Genomic DNA, 21,314 nt, shown 5'->3' with positions numbered 1-21,314 from the left:
CCATCATGGACCCTTCCCCTGGCTTGACCCTCGCAACAATATTCGCCGACTTCGGCATGATTCTTTTTGCTCTGATCCTGGTTTTGCTCAACGGCTTTTTCGTTGCGGCAGAGTTTGCCATGGTCAAACTGCGCTCGACCCGGGTCGAAGCCATCGCTGAACAGCACGGCTGGCGCGGGCATATCCTGCGCACCGTACACAGTCAGCTCGATGCTTACCTGTCAGCGTGCCAATTGGGTATCACCCTCGCCTCTCTGGGTCTGGGCTGGGTCGGCGAACCGGCGTTCGCGCACCTCCTGGAGCCTGTGCTGAGTGCCGTGGGTGTAGATTCCGCTGAAGTGGTCAAGGCGGTTTCGTTCTTCACGGCGTTCTTCATCATTTCGTACCTGCACATTGTGGTCGGTGAGCTGGCACCAAAATCCTGGGCCATCCGCAAACCCGAGTTGCTGTCGCTGTGGACGGCGGTGCCGCTGTACTTGTTCTACTGGGCCATGTACCCGGCCATCTACCTGCTCAACGCCAGCGCCAACCAGATCCTGCGCATCGCCGGGCAGGGTGAGCCCGGCCCGCACCACGAGCACCATTACAGCCGCGAAGAACTGAAACTGATCCTGCACTCCAGCCGTGGCCAGGACCCAAGCGACCAAGGCATGCGCGTACTGGCCTCGGCGGTGGAAATGGGCGAGCTGGAAGTGGTCGACTGGGCCAACTCCCGGGAAGACCTGGTCACCCTCGAGTTCAACGCTCCGCTCAAGGAAATCCTGGCGTTGTTCCGTCGCCACAAGTTCAGCCGCTACCCGGTGTACGACAGCGAGCGCAAGGAGTTCGTCGGCCTGCTGCACATCAAGGATCTGCTGCTGGAACTGGCCGCCCTTGATCACATTCCCGAGTCGTTCAACCTCGCCGAACTGACCCGACCACTGGAGCGCGTATCGCGGCACATGCCGCTGTCGCAACTGCTGGAGCAGTTCCGCAAGGGCGGCTCGCACTTCGCCTTGGTCGAGGAAGCCGACGGCAACATCATCGGCTACCTGACCATGGAAGACGTGCTGGAAGTGCTGGTGGGCGACATTCAGGACGAACACCGCAAGGCTGAACGCGGGATCCTCGCGTATCAGCCGGGCAAGCTGCTGGTGCGGGGTGATACGCCGCTGTTCAAGGTGGAACGCCTGCTGGGCATCGACCTGGACCACATCGAAGCCGAAACCCTCGCCGGGCTGGTCTACGAAACCCTGAAACGGGTGCCGGAAGAGGAAGAAGTGCTGGAAGTCGAAGGTTTGCGGATCATCATCAAAAAGATGAAAGGGCCGAAGATCATATTGGCCAAGGTGTTGATGCTGGACTGAGCCACGCCCTTGTAGGAGCCGGCTTGCTGGCGATCAGGAGCGCTGCGGTGTCTCTGTTATACCGCGTTATCGTTCATCGCCAGCAAGCCGGCTCCTACTGCCCAACGCAAAGTTGGGCAACGCCCCCACCGGTTGATTGAACTGGTACGGAATCGACACCAGGCCCAACCCGGTATTGCGCTGCACCACGAAGTGCAGGTGCGGGCCGCTGCTGTTGCCGGTGTTGCCCGACAGCGCCAGCGCACTGCCCACCACTACCCGCTGACCTTCCCGTACGCAGACCGAACCTTTCTTGAGGTGCAGGTACACGCCCATGGTCCCGTCATCGTGCAACACCCGCACGAAATTGCCCGATGGATCGTTGCCGCGCCCGGTCTGGCCATTCTCGGTTTTCACCACCACCCCGCCGCGCGCCGCGATGATCGGCGTGCCTTCGGGCATGGCGATATCCATCGCGTAACGGTTCTTCGGTCCGTAGTGGCTGTATTGGCCATTGGGGCCCTGGGTCAGCCGAAACGGACCGCCACGCCAGGGCAACGGATATCGATAGGCCATGGCAGCCCCTGAGGGGTCGCCCAGGAAATATGCGAACCTTGGGTTATACACGATCGGCCTTCCGGCCTTCGTCGGCGTGAGCAGGGCCAGACGAAGGTTACTGCGCGCCGGCATCACCCGCCGGATCGGTCGGCTCGGCGCTCCGCTGACGTTCTGCAACCGGTCGAAACTCAGCTCGATCTCGACCGGCGCATACAGGTCGTTGCGCACGAACACGCTGTCCATGCCATTCAGCCTCTTGATGTCGAGGTACACCTGCCGCTCAAGGTGTTCGACCATTCGGTCGCGAAAAACGAACACCTTCGCGCCTTTGGTGGGGCGGTCGCTGTAAGAGACCACGCCACTGGCATCAGTGGACTTATAGATCGTCATGGCCACAGCCGAGGTGGAGGCCATGAAAAGACCACAGAAAAACAGCAGGCGCGCGAGCATGGGCAAAATTCTGTTGAGTAGGCCTGGGAAGGAGCCTAGCAGCAGAAATGGACCTGCGTAGTCGACAGATGTTTCAAATGATCATTCCCACGCTCTGCCTGGGAATGCAGCACGGGACGCTCTGCGTCCCATCCGAAGCGGACGCGGAGCGTCCGGGGAGGTATTCCCACGCAGAGCGTGGGAACGATCAGCGGTACACGTTACGCACCCGGTACGAAGTGCTTCTGCGCGGTGCCACGGGCGATCAGGCGGGAGATGTAGTCGAGCTTCTGTGCATCCTGGTCGACAAAGCGGAACGTCAGTTGCAGCCACTCGCTGTCCGGCTTCGGCTCGTGGGCGACGATGGCGTGCAAGTAGCCGTTAAGACGGGCAGTTTCGGCATTGTCGCCCTGCTCCAGGTCGAGTACGGCGTTGTCGAGGACTTGCGGCAAGGTGTCAGTGCGTTTCACCACCAGCAGCGCTTCCTTGATGCTCAAGGCCTTGATCACGCATTGCTGTGTGCCGCTCGACAGACGCAGTTGGCCTTGGCCACGACCGCCAGCTGATGCGGAGGCAGGCGCCTTGACCGGTGGATTGTTGAGCAGGCCGCGAGACGGCGCCGCAGCCGGGGCTGGCGCGGCGGCGGCAGGTTTGGCAAACGGGTTGACCGCTGCAGCCGAGGGTGCGACTACCGCCGCTTTGCCACCGGTCAATGCGCTCAGGGAATCGTTGCCGAACGCCGAGTTCATTTTGGTCGGCGCGCTGTTCATCAAGGTATCGAGCTTGCCGACCTTGTTCAGGGCCTGCTTGACCTTGGTCAACAGCTGCTCGTTGGTGAATGGCTTGCTGACGTAGCCGGAAACCCCGGCCTGGATCGCCTGGACCACGTTTTCTTTATCGCCACGGCTGGTCACCATCACGAACGGCATGGCCTTGAGGTTGTCCTGCTCACGGCACCAGGTCAGCAACTCCAGACCGGACATTTCCGGCATTTCCCAGTCGCACAGAACCAGGTCGAACGCTTCCTTGGCCAGCATGGCCTGGGCCTTTTTACCGTTGACTGCATCTTCGGTCCGGATCCCCGGGAAGTAGTTGCGCAGGCACTTTTTTACCAGGTCACGAATGAACGACGCATCGTCCACGACCAACACACTGATCTTGCTCATCCAACACCCCTTTAAAAATCCCGGCAAGCATAACGCTGGCTGATGGCACTTTGCCAAAACTCTTCAGTCACGCCGGGACTTTTCGTTCGCGGGTGCTGCTTTTCAATTCGGCTTTTCAGTTCAAAAGCCACACAAACAAAAACGCCCGGCCAAGAGGCCGGGCGCTTTTTCTTGGGCAACCTTACTTATCGTCAGCTTTGTCCGGAACATTAGCGGTTTCGGCACTTGTGCCTTCCACTTCTTCCTTCATGCGCTTGAGGCCCAGGTGACGCACGTCGGTGCCGCGCACCAGGTAAATCACCAGTTCCGAGATATTGCGCGCGTGGTCGCCGATTCGCTCAAGGGAACGCAGCACCCAGATAATGCTCAAGACACGCGAGATAGAGCGTGGATCTTCCATCATGTAGGTGGCGAGTTCGCGCAGCGCGGTCTTGTATTCGCGGTCGATGATCTTGTCGTACTGCGCCACCGACAGCGCCAGGTCGGCGTCGAAACGGGCAAATGCGTCCAAGGCATCGCGAACCATGTTGCGCACCTGGTCGCCGATGTGGCGAACCTCGACATAACCGCGCGGCGCTTCGCCTTCTTCACACAACTGAATGGCGCGACGGGCGATCTTGGTGGCTTCGTCGCCGATACGCTCGAGGTCGATCACCGATTTGGAGATGCTGATGATCAGACGCAAGTCCGACGCCGCCGGCTGACGACGGGCCAGAATGCGCAGGCATTCTTCGTCGATATTGCGTTCCATCTGGTTGATCTGGTCGTCGACCTCGCGCACTTGCTGGGCCAGGCCGGAGTCGGCCTCGATCAGCGCGGTGACCGCGTCGTTGACCTGCTTCTCGACCAGCCCGCCCATGGCCAGGAGGTGGCTGCGCACTTCCTCGAGCTCAGCGTTGAACTGCTGGGAGATGTGATGGGTAAGGCCTTCTTTACTAATCATGTTGGCGTCCTTGGAGCGTCCGGTAAGGTGCGGTGGGCCGCAGCGTCAGTTCAGTGAGCAACAACAGCTTCCTAGCCGTAACGACCGGTGATGTAGTCTTCGGTCTGCTTCTTCGCCGGATTGGTGAACAGGGTGTCGGTGTCGCCGAACTCCACCAGTTTGCCCATATACATGAACGCCGTGTAGTCGGAAACCCGCGCGGCCTGTTGCATGTTGTGGGTCACGATAACAATGGTGAACTTGGATTTCAGTTCGTAGATCAGCTCTTCGACTTTCAGCGTGGAGATCGGGTCGAGTGCCGAGCACGGTTCGTCGAGCAGCAGCACTTCCGGCTCCACGGCGATGGTGCGGGCAATCACCAGACGTTGCTGCTGACCACCGGACAGACCGAGTGCCGACTCGTGCAGACGATCCTTGACTTCATCCCACAGCGCCGCGCCTTTCAACGCCCACTCGACGGCTTCGTCGAGGATGCGCTTTTTGTTGATGCCCTGGATGCGCAAGCCGTAAACCACGTTTTCATAGATGGTTTTCGGGAACGGGTTGGGCTTCTGGAACACCATGCCGACGCGACGACGCAGCTCGGCCACGTCCTCGCCCTTGCGGTAGATGTTGTTGCCGTAGAGGTTGATCGCGCCTTCGACGCGGCAGCCATCCACCAGGTCGTTCATGCGGTTGAAAGTGCGCAACAGCGTGGACTTGCCACAGCCGGACGGCCCGATGAAGGCGGTCACGCGCTGTTTCGGGATGTTCATGCTGACGTCATACAGCGCTTGTTTGTCGCCGTAGAACAGGCTCAACCCCGGCACTTCGATGGCCACGGTTTCCTGCTCGAGACTCAGGCTCTGTTTGTCGCGGCCCAGGGCCGACATGTTGATGCCGTGAGTGTGTGCTTCGTGCTGCATGGGAGGCTCCCTGTGCTAACAAATTCGGTTCGGGGCCGCAGGCCAGGCCCGCGGTTACGCAATTCTTTGTAGGAGCCGGCTTGCTGGCGATGCAGACAACTCGGTCCCGCAGGCTCACCGCGGTGATGCCTTCGCCAGCAAGCCGGCTCCTACAGTTCGGTGTTGATCAGCTATCCAGCGCCTTGTACTTCTCGCGCAGGTGGTTACGGATATAAACGGCCGACAGGTTCAATGTCGCGATCACCAGCACCAGCAGCAGCGCCGTGGCATACACCAGCGGCCGCGCGGCTTCTACGTTCGGGCTCTGGAAGCCGACGTCATAGATGTGGAAGCCCAGGTGCATGATCTTCTGGTCCAGGTGCAGGTACGGGTAGTTGCCATCCAGCGGCAGCGACGGCGCCAGTTTCACTACACCCACCAGCATCAGCGGCGCCACTTCACCGGCGGCGCGGGCCACGGCGAGGATCATGCCGGTCATCATTGCCGGGCTGGCCATCGGCAGCACGATCTTCCACAAGGTCTCGGCCTTGGTCGCGCCGAGGGCCAACGAGCCTTCGCGCACGGTGCGAGGAATCCGCGCCAGGCCTTCTTCGGTGGCCACGATCACCACCGGCACAGCCAGCAGGGCCAAGGTCAACGAAGCCCACAACAGACCCGGTGTACCGAAGGTCGGCGCCGGCAAGGCTTCGGGGAAGAACAACCGGTCGATCGAGCCGCCCAGTACATAAACGAAGAAGCCCAGGCCGAACACGCCGTAAACGATCGCCGGTACGCCCGCCAGGTTGTTCACCGCAATACGGATCACTCGGGTCAGGGTGTTCTGCTTGGCGTATTCACGCAGGTAGACCGCCGCCAGCACACCGAAAGGAGTGACGATCATCGCCATGATCAGGGTCATCATCACGGTGCCGAAAATCGCCGGGAAGATCCCGCCTTCGGTGTTGGCTTCGCGCGGGTCATCACTGAGGAATTCCCAGACCTTGCTGAAGTAGAAGCCCACCTTGGTAAAGGTGCTCATGGCGTTCGGCTGATAGGCGTGAACCACTTTGCCGATGCCGATCTCGACCTCTTTACCGTTCGCGTCACGAGCCGTCAGGCTGTCACGGTTGAACTGCTTGTGCAGGTCGTTCAGACGCGCTTCGATTTCCTGATAACGGGCATTCAGCTCGGCGCGCTCAGACTCCAGGTCCGCCTGTGCGGTAGCGTCGAGACGGCCGGCCAATTCCAGCTTGCGACCGTGCAGACGAACACGTTCGAGACCGGCGTTGATCGCGCCGATGTCGGTTTTTTCCAGGCTCTTGAGCTGCCCAGCCAACTGGTTGACGCGATCGACACGGGCCTGCAACTCAGGCCATGCGGCTTCGCCTTCAGCGACGACCTTGCCGTCCTCTTTAACGTTGACCAGATAGCCGTAGAAGTTGCCCCACTCGCGACGCTCGATGGTCATCAGCTCTGGCGGGGTTTTCTGGTTGGTCAGCCACTCGCCGACAATCCAGGTGAAGTCCGTGCCGTTCAGATCACGGTTGCCGACTTTGATCAGCTCGCGAGTCATGAACTCCGGGCCCTGATCGGGCACCGGCAGGCCAGCGGTTTTCAGGCGCTCGCGTGGCACTTCTTCCTTCTGCACCACTTCGCCGATGACCAGGTGGTTGGCCTGACCCGGCACGTCGTAATTGGCGTGGATCAGGTCCGCCGGCCAGAAGTGCCCCAGACCGCGCACGGCAATCACCGCCAGCAGGCCAATGGTCATGATGACCGCAATGGACACCGCGCCGCCGCTGATCCAGACGCCGGGGGCGCCGCTCTTGAACCATCCATTCAGGGAGTTCTGTTTCACAGACTTCTACCTTTGTTAAAGCGACGAGTATTTCTTGCGCAGACGCTGACGAATCAGTTCCGCGAGGGTGTTCATGATGAAGGTGAACAACAGCAGCACCAGCGCCGAGAGGAACAGCACGCGGTAGTGGCTGCCGCCGACTTCCGATTCGGGCATTTCCACCGCGACGTTGGCTGCCAGTGTGCGCAGGCCTTCGAACAGGTTCATTTCCATGACCGGGGTGTTACCGGTGGCCATCAGCACTATCATGGTTTCACCGACCGCACGGCCCATGCCGATCATCAGCGCCGAGAAGATGCCCGGGCTGGCGGTGAGGATCACCACGCGAGTCATGGTCTGCCACGGCGTGGCGCCAAGGGCCAGGGAACCGAGGGTCAGGCCGCGTGGCACGCTGAACACGGCGTCTTCGGCGATCGAGTAGATGTTCGGGATGACTGCAAAGCCCATGGCCAGGCCGACCACCAGAGCGTTGCGCTGGTCGTAGGTGATGCCCAGGTCGTGGGAGATCCACATACGCATGTCACCGCCGAAGAACCAGGCTTCCATGTACGGGCTCATGTACAGCGACAGCCAGCCCACGAACAGAATCACCGGAATCAGGATCGCGCTTTCCCAGCCGTCCGGCACTTTCAGGCGGATCGACTCAGGCAGGCGACTGAAGACGAAACCGGCCACCAGAATGCCGATCGGCAGGAGCATCAGCAGGCTGAAGATGCCCGGCAAATGCCCTTCTACATACGGTGCGAGGAACAGGCCGGCGAAGAAGCCGAGGATCACCGTCGGCATCGCTTCCATCAGTTCGATCACCGGTTTGACCTTGCGACGCATGCCCGGGGCCATGAAGTACGCGGTGTAGATCGCCGCGGCGACGGCCAGGGGCGCGGCCAGCAGCATGGCGTAGAACGCGGCTTTCAGGGTACCGAAGGTCAGCGGCGAGAGGCTCAGCTTGGGTTCGAAGTCGGTGTTGGCGGCAGTCGATTGCCAGACGTATTTAGGCTCGTCGTAGTTCTCGTACCAGACTTTGCTCCACAACGCGCTCCAGGAAACTTCCGGGTGCGGGTTGTCGAGCAGCAACGGTTGCAGCTTGCCGCCCTGCTCCACGATCACGCGGTTGGCCCGTGGCGACAGGCCGAACAGGCCTTGGCCGTCGACCACCTGATCCACCAGCAAAGTGCGGTGCGCGGTGCTGTGGAACACGCCGAGCTTGCCGGACGCATCAAGGGCAACGAAGCCTTTTCGACGTTCTTCGGCGGTGATTTCAACAATCGGCGCAGCGCCCATCTGGAAGGTGCGGATTTGCTTCAGGCGCAGTTCGCCATCGTGATCGCGAGCCATGAACCACTGGGCGAGACCGCCCTTGGAGTCGCCGAGGATCAGTGAGATACCACCCACCAGCTGGGTGCTGGCGGTAATCTCGGCATCGCCGTCTTCGAGCAATTTGTAGCGACCGTTGAGACTCTTGTCGCGCAGGCTGAAAACGTCAGCCTGAGCACGACCGTTGACCACGTACAGCCACTGCTGACGCGGGTCGACGAAGATGTTCTTCACCGGCTCGGTCATTTGCGGCAGGTCGATGCGTTTCTGCTCGTTGGTGACTTCGCCGGTCATCATGTTTTCTTCGCTGGTCAGCGACATGACATGCAGTTGCGCACCAGTGGAGCCAGCCAGCAGCAGGGTCGAATCGGTGGCATTGAGGCTGACGTGCTCCAGAGCGCCGCCCGCCTCGTTCAGCGCGATTGGCGTTTCGCCGTACGGGTATTCGATGGCCGGCGAGATGGTTTTCTTGCCGTCCGGGTAGCTGACTTTATAGGTGTGACGGAACACCAGCACCTGACCGTTGGACAACCCCACTGCGACCAATGGATGGCCGGGTTGATCTTCACCGATGGAGGTCACGCTGGTACCGGCCGGGATCGGCAGGTCGACACGACGCAGTTCGGCGCCGCTATCGATATCAAAGAATAGCGCCTGGCCCTTGTCGGAAACCCGCATGGCCACCTGGTTCTGTTCTTCAAGGGAGATCATCAGCGGCTTGCCGGCGTCTTGCATCCAGGCGGGCGTGATGGCGTCTTTGGCGGTCAGATCAGCCCCCTGGAACAGCGGCGCGACAACATAACCGAGGAAGAAGAAGATCAGGGTGATCGCGCCCAGGACGGCGAGGCCGCCGACAAGCACATACCAACGGGTCAGGCGATCTTTCAGCGCACGAATACGGCGCTTGCGGTGCAGCTCAGGCGTATTGAAGTCAATTCGCTTGGGGGGATTTGTAGTCATGGTGGAATTGGCCAGATCATTCATGCGCACACCCTAGCGATCCTGTATGACAGAAAGATGACAATGCAGTGACGCAACAAATCCGCCGCCAGTGGAAACTGGCAGTGGATCGGAAATTTGGGGGGCCGGGTTGCCAGCGTGGCAACCCTGAGCCTTTGCAGGAGCGAGCGATGCGGCGATTCCTTCGCGGGCAAGCTTCGCTCCTGCAGGTCCGGGTTTACCCCGGACCTAGGGTTTTACTTTTTTGCGACTTCAGCGCCGCCTTCCGCCAGACCCAGGTCAGCCAGAGCTTTTGCAGCAACCTTGGCTGGCAGTGGGATGTAGCCGTCTTTCACTACAACTTCCTGGCCCTGCTTGGACAGAACCAGTTTCACGAACTCGGCTTCCAGCGGGGCCAGAGGCTTGTTAGGGGCCTTGTTGACATATACGTAGAGGAAACGCGACAGCGGGTATTTACCGTTCAGGGCGTTTTCTTCGCTGTCTTCGATGAAGTCAGTGCTGCCTTTCTTGGCCAGGGCCACGGTCTTCACGCTGGCGGTCTTGTAGCCGATGCCCGAGTAACCGATGCCGTTCAGCGAGGAGCTGATCGACTGCACGACCGAAGCCGAACCTGGTTGTTCGTTAACGTTTGGCTTGTAGTCGCCTTTGCACAGGGCTTCTTCTTTGAAGTAGCCATAAGTGCCGGATACCGAGTTACGGCCGAACAGTTGTACTGGCTTGTTGGCCAGGTCGCCGGTCACACCCAGGTCGCCCCAGGTTTTCACATCAGCTTTGGCGCCGCACAGACGAGTCGAGGAGAAGATCGCGTCGACTTGTTCCATGGTCAGGTGCTGGATCGGGTTGTCTTTGTGTACGAAGACCGCCAGGGCGTCCACGGCCACCGGGATAGCGGTTGGCTTGTAGCCGTACTTCTGCTCGAAGGCCGCCAGTTCGGTGTCCTTCATCTTGCGGCTCATCGGGCCCAGGTTGGAGGTGCCTTCAGTCAGCGCAGGTGGCGCGGTGGCAGAGCCAGCGGCCTGAATCTGGATGTTTACGTTCGGGTATTCTTTTTTGTAGTTCTCAGCCCACAGGGTCATGAGGTTGGCCAGGGTATCGGAGCCGACGCTGGACAGGTTGCCCGACACACCAGTGGTCTTGGTGTAGCTCGGGATAGCAGGGTCAACAGCGGCAACCGCGTTGGCAGTCGCAACGCCAGCAGCGACAAAAGTCATTGCCGCCATCAAACGCTTCAGTTTCATGCCTTACTCCTAGCAGATAGGGTGTGTTAAGTCGGGGCCAAGTATCAGCAGGCCGTGTGAACACTCTATGGCTGAAATATGACAATTGGATGAAAGGCCAGTATTTGGATTTTTGAAGGGATATCGCGTCATCGTTCTTCGCGGGCAAGCCTCGCTCCTACAGGATCAGTGTCATTTCAAAACTGGCGCATGACCTGTAGGAACGAGCGGTGCGGCGATCCGACTTGCCTGCGAAGGCATCGGTCGGCTTAGCGACCTTTCTTCCAGAGGTAACCACCCACCACAATCCCGACGCCGCAAATAATCGCCACGTAATACGCCGGCCCCATCGGGCTTTCCTTGAGCAGCAGGGTGACGACCATCGGGGTCAGACCGCCGAAGATGGCGTAGGCCAAGTTGTAGGAGAACGACAGGCCGCTGAAGCGCACCACCGCCGGGAAGGCTTTGACCATCACATACGGCACTGCACCGATGGTGCCGACCAGCAAACCGGTCAGGGCATACATCGGGAACAGCCAGTCGGGATGATTGAACAGGCTGTGATAGAAGGTCCACGAGGTCAGCAGCAGCAACGCGCTACCGAACACGAACACCCGCCCGGCGCCAAAACGGTCAGCCAGTGCACCGGAGGCCACACAGCCCAGGCTCAGGAACACGATGGCCAGGCTGTTGGCCTGCAACGCGGTAGTCGGCGGGAAGTGGTAAACGGTCTGCAATACAGTCGGCGTCATGAGGATCACCACGATGATCCCGGCGGACAGCAACCAGGTCAGCAGCATGGAAATCAGAATCGCACCGCGATGGTCACGCAGCACAGCGCGCAGCGGCACTTCTTCGGCCAGGGCTTTACGCAATTGCAGTTCGGCAAACACCGGGGTTTCGTGCAGCCAGCGGCGCAGGTAGACCGAGAACAGGCCAAACACGCCGCCCAGCAGGAACGGGATCCGCCAGGCGTAATCCGCCACTTCCACCGGCGTATAGAGGCTGTTGATCGCGGTGGCGACCAACGAGCCCAAAAGAATGCCGGCAGTCAGGCCGCTGGTCAGCGTGCCGCAGGCATAACCGATGTGCCGCTGCGGCACGTGTTCGGAAACGAATACCCAGGCTCCCGGCACTTCTCCGCCAATCGCTGCGCCCTGGATCACCCGCATCAGCAGCAACAGGATCGGCGCCCACATGCCTATCTGCGCATAAGTCGGCAGCAAGCCCATGATCAGGGTCGGCACCGCCATCATGAAAATGCTCAGGGTGAACATCTTCTTGCGTCCCAGCAGGTCACCGAAGTGCGCCATGACGATGCCGCCCAGCGGCCGCGCCAGATAGCCTGCGGCGAAAATGCCGAACGTCTGCATCAGGCGCAGCCACTCGGGCATGTCGGCGGGGAAGAACAGTTTGCCGACCACTGTGGCGAAGAACACAAAGATGATGAAGTCGTAAAACTCCAGCGCACCGCCCAGGGCAGACAGCGACAATGTCTTGTAGTCGTTGCGGGTCAGCGGACGTGCAGGTTGGGCTGGTTGCGCGATGCTCGAGGGCGCTGTGGTCATGGCAAGGGCTTCTCTTATAGTCGGATCTGCAACCTCAACAACGCTGGCGGAGGCTTGGGCAGGTTCGGCACGATAGCAAATTGTTCGAAAAAGCACATAGAGGTGCGTATTTGACGGTCGAAATGAGAACCGGACGGTCGTCTCGAAGTCTATCGACCGATATACTCACAACGTTGCAACGGTTTGTAAGGGGTTGCTGTGCGAAACCGTCGTTGGCACCCGTCAGCCGATTTCGCAGAGTTTCCCTTTAGGCGCCTTACGAAAAACGTGACGAACGTAGTATGTTCGGGGCTGAATCGTTTTTCCTTGAGACGGCTATTCACCTGAAGTACCAATGAGAGTCACGGGTCAGAGGCACCCCCGGCATGATAGAGCTCGAACAAGAAGATCCAATCCCGCAAGGCGACCTGGCCCTGCAAATTACCGCGCTTCCGCGTGAAACCAACGGCTTTGGCGATATTTTCGGCGGCTGGCTGGTGGCGCAGATGGATTTGGCTGGCACCGCAATGGCCAGCAAGGTTGCCGGTGGTCGCGTGGCCACCGTTGCGATCGATCGCATGGCGTTTCTGGTGCCGGTGGCGGTGGGCGCTCAGCTCTCCTTCTATACCCAGGCCCTGGAAATCGGTCGCAGCTCGATTCAGATGATGGTCGAAGTCTGGAGCGACGATCCACTGTCCAGCGAGTGGCGTAAAGTGACCGAAGCCGTGTTTGTGTTCGTAGCCATCGACGGCAGCGGCCGCACTCGTTCGGTTCCGCCCAGAGCTCGTTAAACAAGGCGCTCGTTAAACGCGGTGACCGTTTTGCGGTCCATAGCAGTCATTGTTCCTGATTGAGAGTCGCCCCATGAGCACGCCCACCGTCGAAGCCGTGAAACTGGATGAACTGAACTGCTGGCGCATCCGCCACGGTCAGGCCGAATTGCTGGTGGCCCAGCAAGGCGCGCACATCCTCAGTTATCAATTGGCCGGCCAACCGCCGCTGATCTGGCTCAACGACGAGGCAGTGTTCAAGACCGGCAAAGCTATTCGTGCCGGTGTGCCGGTGTGCTGGCCGTGGTTCGGCAATCTGTCGCGCAACCCGCAGAGTGTCCAGGCCATGCGCATCAGCCAGGAGCCGCCGACCGCTCACGGGCTGGTGCGAGCGATGGACTGGGAACTGGGCAGCATCGAAACCGAGGGCGAAAGCCTGAAGGTGGAATTCGTCCTGCCCTACCCTGAAGGCGGACTGCCAGGCTGGCCGCATCAGGTGGACTTGAAACTGAGCATTCGTCTGGATGAACAATTGCATATCAGCCTGACGAGCGAAAACAACGGCGCCGAACCCGTCACGATCAGCCAGGCGCTGCACAGCTATTTCGCGGTCAGCGATGTGCGCAACGTGCACGTTGAAGGGCTGGATGGCTTGAGTTACATCGAGACACTGGACGACTGGAAAACCGTCACTCAGACCGGTGATCTGCGTTTTACCGGTGAGACCGACCGCATCTATCTGAATACCCCGCCGACATTGAGCATCGTTGACCCGCATTGGGAGCGACGCATTGAACTGACCAGCAGCGGTTCGCGCTCGGCGGTGATCTGGAACCCGTGGGTCGACCGTGCGGCGGCGTTCAGCGACATGGCTGACGATGGCTGGCAGCGCATGTTGTGCATTGAAACGGCAAATGTGATGGATGATGTGGTGACGCTGGCGCCGGGGGCTAGCCATACCCTGGGCGTGAGCATCGCCAGCAAACCGCTTTAACACCACACAATAAATGTGGGAGCAGGCTTGCTCCCACATTTAAAAACCTACAAATCCGACTCCTTGACCACCCGCACCTGCGCCGCATCCAGCGCATACGCCGCATCCGCCAGGTCGTTGCTGACCTTCTCGATCTTCAGCGTACCGGTCACCCACAGCGGTGTGTAGATGTCATTCAGCTTCAGGCCTTTGGGATAACGCACCAGCACCAGTTGGTTAGGCGGCGGTGGTGGCACGTGGATACAAGCGCCTGGGTACGGCACGAGGAAGAACAACGTGCTGCGGCCCTTCGCATCGGATTCCAGCGGTACCGGATAACCGCCGATGCGGATGTGCTTGTCGTTCATCGACGGCACGGTCTTGGTCGAATACATCACCGCCGGCAAGCCCTTGCTCTGCTTCATGCCACCTTTTTGGGTAAAGGTGCCATTGGCTTCCGGTGAGTTGTGATCGATTTCGGGCATGGCCTCGAGGGCCTTCTGGTCCGATTTGGGCATCAGTTCGAGCCAGTCGGTTTCCGGCAGTTCGCCGGCATGGGCCAAACCACTGCCCAGGAAGAGAAGAGTCAACAGAAGACGGCGCATGAAGGTGCTCGGCAAAGGAAAGGACGGTGGAACGCCAAGCATTCTAGCCCTCTCCGGTGTTGGCGCAGAGAGGGCTTTGTCGCTTGAATCAGTTCTTTTTGATCAGGCCGTAGACCACCAGCAATATCACCGCGCCCACCAGCGCACCGATGAACCCTGCGCCCTGACCCGCATGGTAGATGCCCAGGGCCTGGCCGCCGTAAGTGGCCGCCAGCGAACCGCCGATACCGAGCAGGATGGTCATGATCCAGCCCATGCTGTCATCGCCCGGTTTCAGAAACCGAGCCAGCAGGCCGACGATCAAGCCGATAAAGATGGTTCCGATAATTCCCATGGCATTTCCCTCTGATTGAATTGGCTAAAGCCTAGCCAGACTTTGGCATCCTGCCATCAGAGAACGGCGGCCTCGGAAGGTTCCGCCGCCGCCACATGAAACTATTCGGCAATCAGCGCTTCGACCTTGAGGATCTGCGCGGCAAGCGTCGCACGGTCAGCACAACGCAGGTTGGCGTGACCGACCTTGCGGCCGACCTTGAAGGCCTTGCCGTAGTGATGCAGATGGCAATCGGCGATGGCCAGGACTTTCTCGGTGTCCGGGACTTTGCCGATGAAGTTGAGCATCGCGCTCTCGCCGACCTTGGCCGTCGAACCCAGCGGCAGACCGGCAACGGCCCGCAGGTGGTTTTCGAACTGACTGCACTCGGCACCTTCGGTGGTCCAGTGCCCGGAGTTGTGCACACGCGGGGCGATCTCGTTGGCCTTGAGGCCACCGTCGACTTCGAAGAACTCGAACGCCATCACGCCGACGTAGTCCAGCTGCTTGAGTACCCGGCTGGAGTAGTCTTCAGCCAACGCTTGCAACGGGTGGTCGGTGCTGGCCACGGACAGCTTGAGGATGCCGCTGTCGTGGGTGTTGTGCACCAGCGGGTAGAACTTGGTTTCGCCATCGCGAGCGCGCACGGCGATCAGCGAGACTTCGCCAGTGAACGGCACGAAGCCTTCCAGCAAGCAGGCGACGCTGCCCAGTTCGGCGAAGGTGCCGACCACATCTTCAGGCTTGCGCAGGACTTTCTGACCCTTGCCGTCGTAACCCAGGGTGCGGGTTTTCAGCACGGCCGGCAGGCCGATGGAGGCCACGGCGGCGTCCAGATCGGCCTGGGACTGGATGTCGGCGAACGCGGGAGTCGGGATCCCCAGGTCCTTGAACATGCTCTTCTCGAACCAGCGATCGCGGGCAATGCGCAGCGCTTCGGCGCTCGGGTACACCGGAACGAATTGCGACAGGAAGGCCACGGTTTCGGCCGGGACGCTTTCGAACTCGAAGGTCACCAGATCGACTTCATCGGCCAACTGACGCAGGTGATCCTGATCGCCGTAATCGGCCCGCAGGTGTTCGCCCAATGCGGCTGCGCAAGCATCCGGCGCCGGGTCCAGGAAAGCGAAGTTCATGCCCAGCGGAGTGCCCGCCAGCGCCAACATGCGACCCAACTGGCCGCCACCGATTACACCGATCTTCATCGTCAACAACCTCAGGCGATGCGTGGGTCTGGATTGTCCAGGACGCTGTCTGTCTGCTCAGCGCGGAATTTTTTCAGCACGGTATGAAACTGCGGATGCTTGGCGCCCAGGATGCTCGCCGAGAGCAGGGCTGCGTTGATCGCACCGGCCTTGCCGATGGCCAGGGTGGCGACCGGAATGCCGGCTGGCATCTGCACGATAGACAGCAGCGAATCGACACCCGAGAGCATCGACGACTGCACCGGCACGCCCAGCACCGGCAGGTGGGTTTTGGCCGCACACATGCCTGGCAGGTGGGCCGCGCCACCGGCACCGGCGATGATCACCTCGATGCCACGGGCCTCAGCCTCTTCGGCATACTGGAACAGCAGGTCCGGGGTGCGGTGGGCAGAGACCACTTTCACCTCGTAAGGGATGCCGAGCTTTTCCAGCATATCGGCGGTGTGGCTAAGGGTGGACCAATCGGACTTGGAGCCCATGATCACGCCAACCAGTGCGCTCATCGTCGTGCCTCTTCTCTCTGGGCGCCCGCGGGCGCGTCAAAAAACAACAAGCCACGCAAAATGCGTGGCTTGATTGTACGAATTATGGCCAGTCAAACCGGCCGAAGGCCGCGCAGTATACCTCAATGAAGCAGATAAACAGCCCCCCATACGACCATCTGTCATACGGCGCAAAGTACCGGTTTTATTGACTTCAGGGTCAGCCCGACGCCTACAAAAAATCATTAACCTGCCGGGTTTGGCGCTGTGCCGCCTTCCAGCTTGCGCCAGAGCAACCGCACATTCGCCTTGCGCACCAGCGCGCAGCGATACAGCCGAATCTCCAGCGGCACATGCCATTGCGGGCCACCGCAGATGACCAACTCGCCGCGAGCCAATTCGGCGCGCGCGCTCAAGCGCGGCACCCAGGCGATGCCCAGGCCTTCCAGCGCCATGCTTTTCAGGCTGTCGGCCATGGCGGTCTCGTAAATAGTGGTGAACCTCAGGGCACGCTGGCGCAACAGCATATTCACCGAGCGCCCGAGAAATGCCCCGGCGCTGTAGGCCAGCAAAGGCACGCTGGTCTCGCCTTCCAGGTCGAACAACGGTTTGCCGTCAGCGTCCGCGGCGCACACCGGGAGCATTTCAGTGTCTCCCAGATGCAGTGACGGGAAAATTTCCGGGTCCATTTGCATCGCGGAGTCCGGATCATAGAACGCCAGCATCAGATCACACCCGCCTTCACGCAGCGCATGCACCGCATCGCCGACGTTGGTGGCCACCAGCCGCGTGGCAATGTTCAGCCCTTCGTTGCGCAATTGTGCGATCCAGCGTGGAAAGAAACCCAGTGCCAGGGAGTGGGCGGCGGCGACCTGGATCACCTCGCCCTGCCCGCCTTCCAGGTGATGAAGATGACGTAACACTTCACCCAGCTGTTCGACCACGGTTCGCGCGGTCACGAGAAACAACTGCCCCGCTGCCGTCAGCTCGACCGGGGTGCGAGAGCGATTGACCAGGGTCAGCCCCAGCGCGGCTTCGAGGCTGCGGATCCGCCGACTGAAGGCGGGCTGAGTCACGAAGCGTCTTTCGGCCGCCTGGGAGAAGCTGCGGGTGGCAGCCAGAGCACTAAAGTCCTCCAGCCATTTGCTTTCCAGATTCATCACGCCCTCCCGGACATGCACCAATTTAGGTCACACGTTCGCCACGTACGCGGCGTCACACCGACATTATGCCGAATGTGCATAGCCCAGTGTTTAACAGCATTGGCCCAAAATTCTTCTCAAGCCTAGCATTTGCGCTATTCCGGCATAGACCGGGTCCATATCGAGATGATTTCTATCATGTCCTCCGCTGCATCTTTCCGCACAGAAAAAGACCTGCTTGGCGTACTCGAAGTACCTGCTCAAGCGTATTACGGCATCCAGACCCTGCGAGCGGTGAACAACTTCCGTCTCTCCGGCGTTCCGATTTCGCATTACCCAAAACTGGTTGTTGGTCTGGCGATGGTCAAACAGGCCGCCGCTGACGCCAACCGCGAGCTGGGTCACCTGAGCGAAGCCAAGCACGCTGCCATCAGCGAAGCCTGTGCCCGATTGATCCGCGGCGATTTCCACGAAGAATTCGTGGTGGACATGATTCAAGGCGGCGCTGGCACTTCAACCAACATGAATGCCAACGAAGTCATCGCCAACATCGCGCTGGAGGCCATGGGCCACAGCAAGGGCGAATACCAGTACCTGCACCCGAACAACGACGTGAACATGGCGCAGTCGACCAACGACGCCTACCCGACGGCTATCCGCCTGGGTCTGCTGTTGGGTCACGACGCGCTGCTGGCCAGCCTCGACAGCCTGATCCAGTCGTTCGCCGCCAAAGGTGAAGAATTCAGCCACGTCCTGAAGATGGGCCGTACCCAGCTGCAAGACGCCGTGCCGATGACCCTCGGCCAGGAATTCCGCGCCTTCGCCACCACCCTGAGCGAAGACCTGGCACGCCTCAAATCCCTGGCGCCTGAACTGCTGACCGAAGTGAACCTGGGCGGCACCGCGATCGGTACCGGCATCAACGCCGACCCGCGTTACCAGGCCCTGGCCGTTCAGCGTCTGGCCCTGATCAGCGGTCAACCGCTGGTGCCAGCCGCCGACCTGATCGAAGCCACCTCCGACATGGGCGCCTTCGTGCTGTTCTCCGGCATGCTCAAGCGTACCGCGGTCAAGCTGTCGAAGATCTGCAACGACCTGCGTCTGCTGTCCAGCGGCCCACGCACCGGCATCAACGAAATCAACCTGCCGGCGCGTCAGCCAGGCAGCTCGATCATGCCAGGCAAGGTCAACCCGGTTATCCCTGAAGCCGTGAACCAGGTGGCGTTCCAGATCATCGGCAACGACCTGGCCCTGACCATCGCGGCCGAAGGCGGCCAGCTGCAGCTGAACGTGATGGAGCCGCTGATCGCCTTCAAGATCTTCGACTCGATCCGCCTGCTGCAACGTGCCATGGACATGCTGCGCGAGCACTGCATCGTCGGCATCACCGCCAACGAAGAGCGTTGCCGTGAACTGGTCGAACACTCGATTGGCCTGGTCACCGCGCTGAACCCGTACATCGGCTATGAAAACGCCACCCGCATTGCCCGTGTTGCCCTCGAAAGCGGCCGCGGCGTGCTGGAACTGGTGCGCGAGGAACGCTTGCTCGACGAAGAAATGCTCGCCGACATCCTGCGCCCGGAAAACATGATTGCTCCGCGTCTGGTGCCTTTGAAGGCTTAACCAAACGCAGGCTCTTTTGAAGAGCACGCTCACCAGGTCGAGGGACTAGACACCTCTCACCTTTTGAGGGCTTGGGGATTTACTCCCTCAAGCCCTTTTTTTTCCAACACTTTGCGGATTTTACGAACATGTTGAATGTTTTCAGTGCCGCCAAGATCGCAGCCTTCGACAGCTTCTACAGGGTTTGACAGAGACCCGTAGAGGCTGCCGAAGGCTGCGATTTTTTGATTTTGCAGCACTTTCGTTTCGTCGATTGCACCACAACTGTGCAGACGGACGGCACTCTCCTATGTATAGTGCCGGCCCTCTTCGCGTGAGCGGTCGTCGATAACGAGACCCAAGCCCATGCGAAAGCCGAACTAATAACAACCCGCGAAATGGAACAGGGACGAACCTTCGACCCACCTGTTGTGCCACGCACAACCTGGTGTAACGCGATGTGTCGACCACCCAGTATTCGCACACACAAAAAATAGCGAGGAATAATCCATGCTCGAAGTCATCAACGACTTCCTCTCAGGGAAAGTACTGATCGCGCTCATTGTCGGGCTCGGTAGCTACTTCACGATCCGCTCGCGTTTCGTCCAGTTCCGCCATTTCGGCCACATGTTCAGTGTCTTCAAAGAGTCCCTTCACGGCCAGGCAGGCCAGCTGAGCTCGTTCCAGGCCCTGATGCTGAGCCTCGCCGGCCGCGTCGGCGCCGGTAACATCGCCGGTGTCGGCATCGCCGTGACCCTCGGCGGCCCGGGCGCCGTGTTCTGGATGTGGGTCACCGCACTGGTAGGCATGTCCAGCAGCTTCTTCGAATGCACCCTGGCCCAGGTCTACAAGCGCGCCGAAGGCGACGGCCTGTATCGTGGGGGCCCGGCCTACTACATCCAGCACGGCCTGAAGCTGAAAGGCATGGCGGTGGTGTTCTCCATCCTGCTGCTGGTCACCTACGGCTTCGCCTTCATCGGCCTGCAGTCCTACACCGTGACCCACTCGCTGCAGAACGCCTTTGCCTTCGACCCACGCCACACCGGTATCGTCCTGGCGGTGCTGCTGGCCATTACCTTCATCGGCGGCATCAAACGCATCGCCGCGGTGTCCGACCTGCTGGTACCGGTCAAGACCCTGGCCTATATCGGCGTGACCCTGTACGTGATCGGCACCCAGATCGAACACGTGCCAGCCATGCTGGAAACCATCTTCAAGAGCGCCTTCGGCCTCGACCCAGCCTTCGGCGGCCTGCTCGGCAGCGCCATCGTGATGGGCGTGAAGCGTGGCGTGTTCGCCAACGAAGCAGGCCTGGGCAGTGCGCCGAACGTCGCCGCCGTGGCCGCCGTGAAGCACCCGGGCGCCCAGGGCGTGGTCCAGGCCTTCAGCGTGTTCCTCGACACCTTCGTGATCTGCACCTGCACCGCGCTGCTGATCCTGTTGTCGGGCTTCTACACCCCGGGCTTCGAAGGTGACGGCATCGTCCTGACCCAAAACTCGCTGGCCGCCGTGGTCGGTGACTGGGGCCGCGTGTTCGTCAGCGTCGCGCTGTCGCTGTTCGTCTTCACCTGCATCCTCTACAACTACTACCTGGGCGAGAACAGCCTGCAGTTCCTCAGCCGCAACCGCGCCGTGCTGATGGTTTTCCGCGGCCTGGTTCTGGCGCTGGTGGTATGGGGTTCGATGCAGGACCTGTCGACCGTGTTCGCCTTCGCCGACATCACCATGACCTGCCTGGCCTTCGTCAACTTGATGGCCCTGGCCATGTTGTTCAAGGTCGGCCTGCGCGTGATGCGCGACTACGACGAGCAGCGCCGCGCCGGCGTCAAGCAGCCAGTGTTCGACTCCAGCAAATTCACCGATCTGGACCTGGACCTGAAGGCCTGGCCGAGCAGCCCAAGCCAATCGGCTCCACGCGAGCAAGGCGCAGCCCAGGGCACGCCTGCCACGCAACGCTGATCGCCCTGGCGGGTGGCTCCCCGCCCCCCGCCGCGACAGACCGCAACGAGTGGCGTCCTGCC

General features: G+C 60.5%; 19 protein-coding genes. 5 read left to right on the top strand and 14 right to left on the bottom strand.

Annotated elements, in window-relative coordinates; translation table 11 throughout:
* The first annotated feature begins 5 nt into the window (after positions 1–5).
* A complete protein-coding gene (locus ACEN8R_RS24540; RefSeq protein ID WP_018927395.1) occupies positions 6–1,346 on the top strand; it encodes a hemolysin family protein in 1,341 nt (446 codons plus the stop codon).
* 66 nt (positions 1,347–1,412) lie between these two features.
* On the opposite strand, the gene ACEN8R_RS24535 is transcribed toward ACEN8R_RS24540, so the two are convergent.
* The 8 genes from ACEN8R_RS24535 to ACEN8R_RS24500 form a co-directional block, all read right to left on the bottom strand.
* On the bottom strand, positions 1,413–2,333 hold the full coding sequence (locus ACEN8R_RS24535) for a peptidoglycan DD-metalloendopeptidase family protein (protein WP_018927394.1): 921 nt from the start codon (positions 2,331–2,333) through the stop codon (positions 1,413–1,415).
* A 200-nt stretch (positions 2,334–2,533) separates the two neighbouring features.
* Complete coding sequence (locus tag ACEN8R_RS24530) at positions 2,534–3,478, bottom strand: response regulator (protein WP_018927393.1); 945 nt, start codon at positions 3,476–3,478, stop codon at positions 2,534–2,536.
* A 181-nt stretch (positions 3,479–3,659) separates the two neighbouring features.
* Positions 3,660–4,421 carry a phosphate signaling complex protein PhoU gene (gene phoU / locus ACEN8R_RS24525; protein WP_007934507.1) on the bottom strand — a complete coding sequence of 254 codons (762 nt, stop codon included), beginning with the start codon at positions 4,419–4,421 and terminating at the stop codon, positions 3,660–3,662.
* 71 nt (positions 4,422–4,492) lie between these two features.
* On the bottom strand, positions 4,493–5,326 hold the full coding sequence (gene pstB, locus ACEN8R_RS24520; RefSeq protein ID WP_008150054.1) for a phosphate ABC transporter ATP-binding protein PstB: 834 nt from the start codon (positions 5,324–5,326) through the stop codon (positions 4,493–4,495).
* A gap of 166 nt (positions 5,327–5,492) precedes the next feature.
* On the bottom strand, positions 5,493–7,163 hold the full coding sequence (gene pstA / locus ACEN8R_RS24515; RefSeq protein ID WP_018927392.1) for a phosphate ABC transporter permease PstA: 1,671 nt from the start codon (positions 7,161–7,163) through the stop codon (positions 5,493–5,495).
* A 15-nt stretch (positions 7,164–7,178) separates the two neighbouring features.
* Entirely contained in the window at positions 7,179–9,212 is a 2,034-nt protein-coding gene (locus ACEN8R_RS24510) for an ABC transporter permease subunit (protein ID WP_177325193.1), read from the bottom strand.
* A gap of 461 nt (positions 9,213–9,673) precedes the next feature.
* A complete protein-coding gene (locus tag ACEN8R_RS24505; protein ID WP_018927390.1) occupies positions 9,674–10,675 on the bottom strand; it encodes a phosphate ABC transporter substrate-binding protein PstS in 1,002 nt (333 codons plus the stop codon).
* 248 nt (positions 10,676–10,923) lie between these two features.
* Complete coding sequence (locus ACEN8R_RS24500) at positions 10,924–12,222, bottom strand: MFS transporter (RefSeq protein ID WP_018927389.1); 1,299 nt, start codon at positions 12,220–12,222, stop codon at positions 10,924–10,926.
* 365 nt (positions 12,223–12,587) lie between these two features.
* Here ACEN8R_RS24500 and ACEN8R_RS24495 point away from each other — a divergent pair, with 365 nt between their 5' ends.
* Together ACEN8R_RS24495 and ACEN8R_RS24490 are read left to right on the top strand one after the other, a co-directional pair.
* Positions 12,588–12,992, top strand: a complete 405-nt coding sequence (locus ACEN8R_RS24495; RefSeq protein ID WP_007896491.1) for an acyl-CoA thioesterase — start codon at positions 12,588–12,590, stop codon at positions 12,990–12,992.
* A 73-nt stretch (positions 12,993–13,065) separates the two neighbouring features.
* Entirely contained in the window at positions 13,066–13,965 is a 900-nt protein-coding gene (locus ACEN8R_RS24490) for a D-hexose-6-phosphate mutarotase (RefSeq protein ID WP_018927388.1), read from the top strand.
* Positions 13,966–14,012: 47 nt separating this feature from the next.
* On the opposite strand, the gene ACEN8R_RS24485 is transcribed toward ACEN8R_RS24490, so the two are convergent.
* The 5 genes from ACEN8R_RS24485 to ACEN8R_RS24465 all read right to left on the bottom strand — a co-directional run bounded on the left by ACEN8R_RS24485 (position 14,013) and on the right by ACEN8R_RS24465 (position 17,709).
* Positions 14,013–14,549, bottom strand: coding sequence for a DUF3299 domain-containing protein (locus ACEN8R_RS24485; protein WP_026286519.1), 537 nt, complete (start codon positions 14,547–14,549; stop codon positions 14,013–14,015).
* Positions 14,550–14,637: 88 nt separating this feature from the next.
* On the bottom strand, positions 14,638–14,883 hold the full coding sequence (locus ACEN8R_RS24480) for a GlsB/YeaQ/YmgE family stress response membrane protein (protein ID WP_018927386.1): 246 nt from the start codon (positions 14,881–14,883) through the stop codon (positions 14,638–14,640).
* A 101-nt stretch (positions 14,884–14,984) separates the two neighbouring features.
* Positions 14,985–16,067, bottom strand: a complete 1,083-nt coding sequence (locus ACEN8R_RS24475) for a 5-(carboxyamino)imidazole ribonucleotide synthase (protein ID WP_007934491.1) — start codon at positions 16,065–16,067, stop codon at positions 14,985–14,987.
* An 11-nt stretch (positions 16,068–16,078) separates the two neighbouring features.
* Positions 16,079–16,570: a 5-(carboxyamino)imidazole ribonucleotide mutase gene (gene purE / locus ACEN8R_RS24470; RefSeq protein ID WP_003196369.1), complete on the bottom strand. Its 492-nt coding sequence runs from the start codon at positions 16,568–16,570 to the stop codon at positions 16,079–16,081.
* A gap of 224 nt (positions 16,571–16,794) precedes the next feature.
* On the bottom strand, positions 16,795–17,709 hold the full coding sequence (locus ACEN8R_RS24465) for a LysR substrate-binding domain-containing protein (protein ID WP_018927385.1): 915 nt from the start codon (positions 17,707–17,709) through the stop codon (positions 16,795–16,797).
* A gap of 180 nt (positions 17,710–17,889) precedes the next feature.
* On the opposite strand from ACEN8R_RS24465, the gene aspA reads away from it, so the two are divergent.
* A complete protein-coding gene (gene aspA, locus ACEN8R_RS24460; RefSeq protein ID WP_007934488.1) occupies positions 17,890–19,314 on the top strand; it encodes an aspartate ammonia-lyase in 1,425 nt (474 codons plus the stop codon).
* Positions 19,315–19,370: 56 nt separating this feature from the next.
* Here aspA and ACEN8R_RS24455 read toward each other — a convergent pair whose 3' ends face one another.
* On the bottom strand, positions 19,371–19,553 hold the full coding sequence (locus tag ACEN8R_RS24455; protein WP_138866537.1) for a hypothetical protein: 183 nt from the start codon (positions 19,551–19,553) through the stop codon (positions 19,371–19,373).
* Between the two features lie 250 nt (positions 19,554–19,803).
* On the opposite strand from ACEN8R_RS24455, the gene ACEN8R_RS24450 reads away from it, so the two are divergent.
* Positions 19,804–21,252, top strand: coding sequence for an alanine/glycine:cation symporter family protein (locus tag ACEN8R_RS24450; RefSeq protein WP_018927384.1), 1,449 nt, complete (start codon positions 19,804–19,806; stop codon positions 21,250–21,252).
* Positions 21,253–21,314: the final 62 nt, after the last annotated feature.

The sequence above is a fragment of the Pseudomonas sp. Pseusp15 genome (assembly GCF_059492165.1).
Note: the sequence above shows the minus strand (reverse complement) of the source record. Positions and strands in the feature narration are given on the sequence as shown.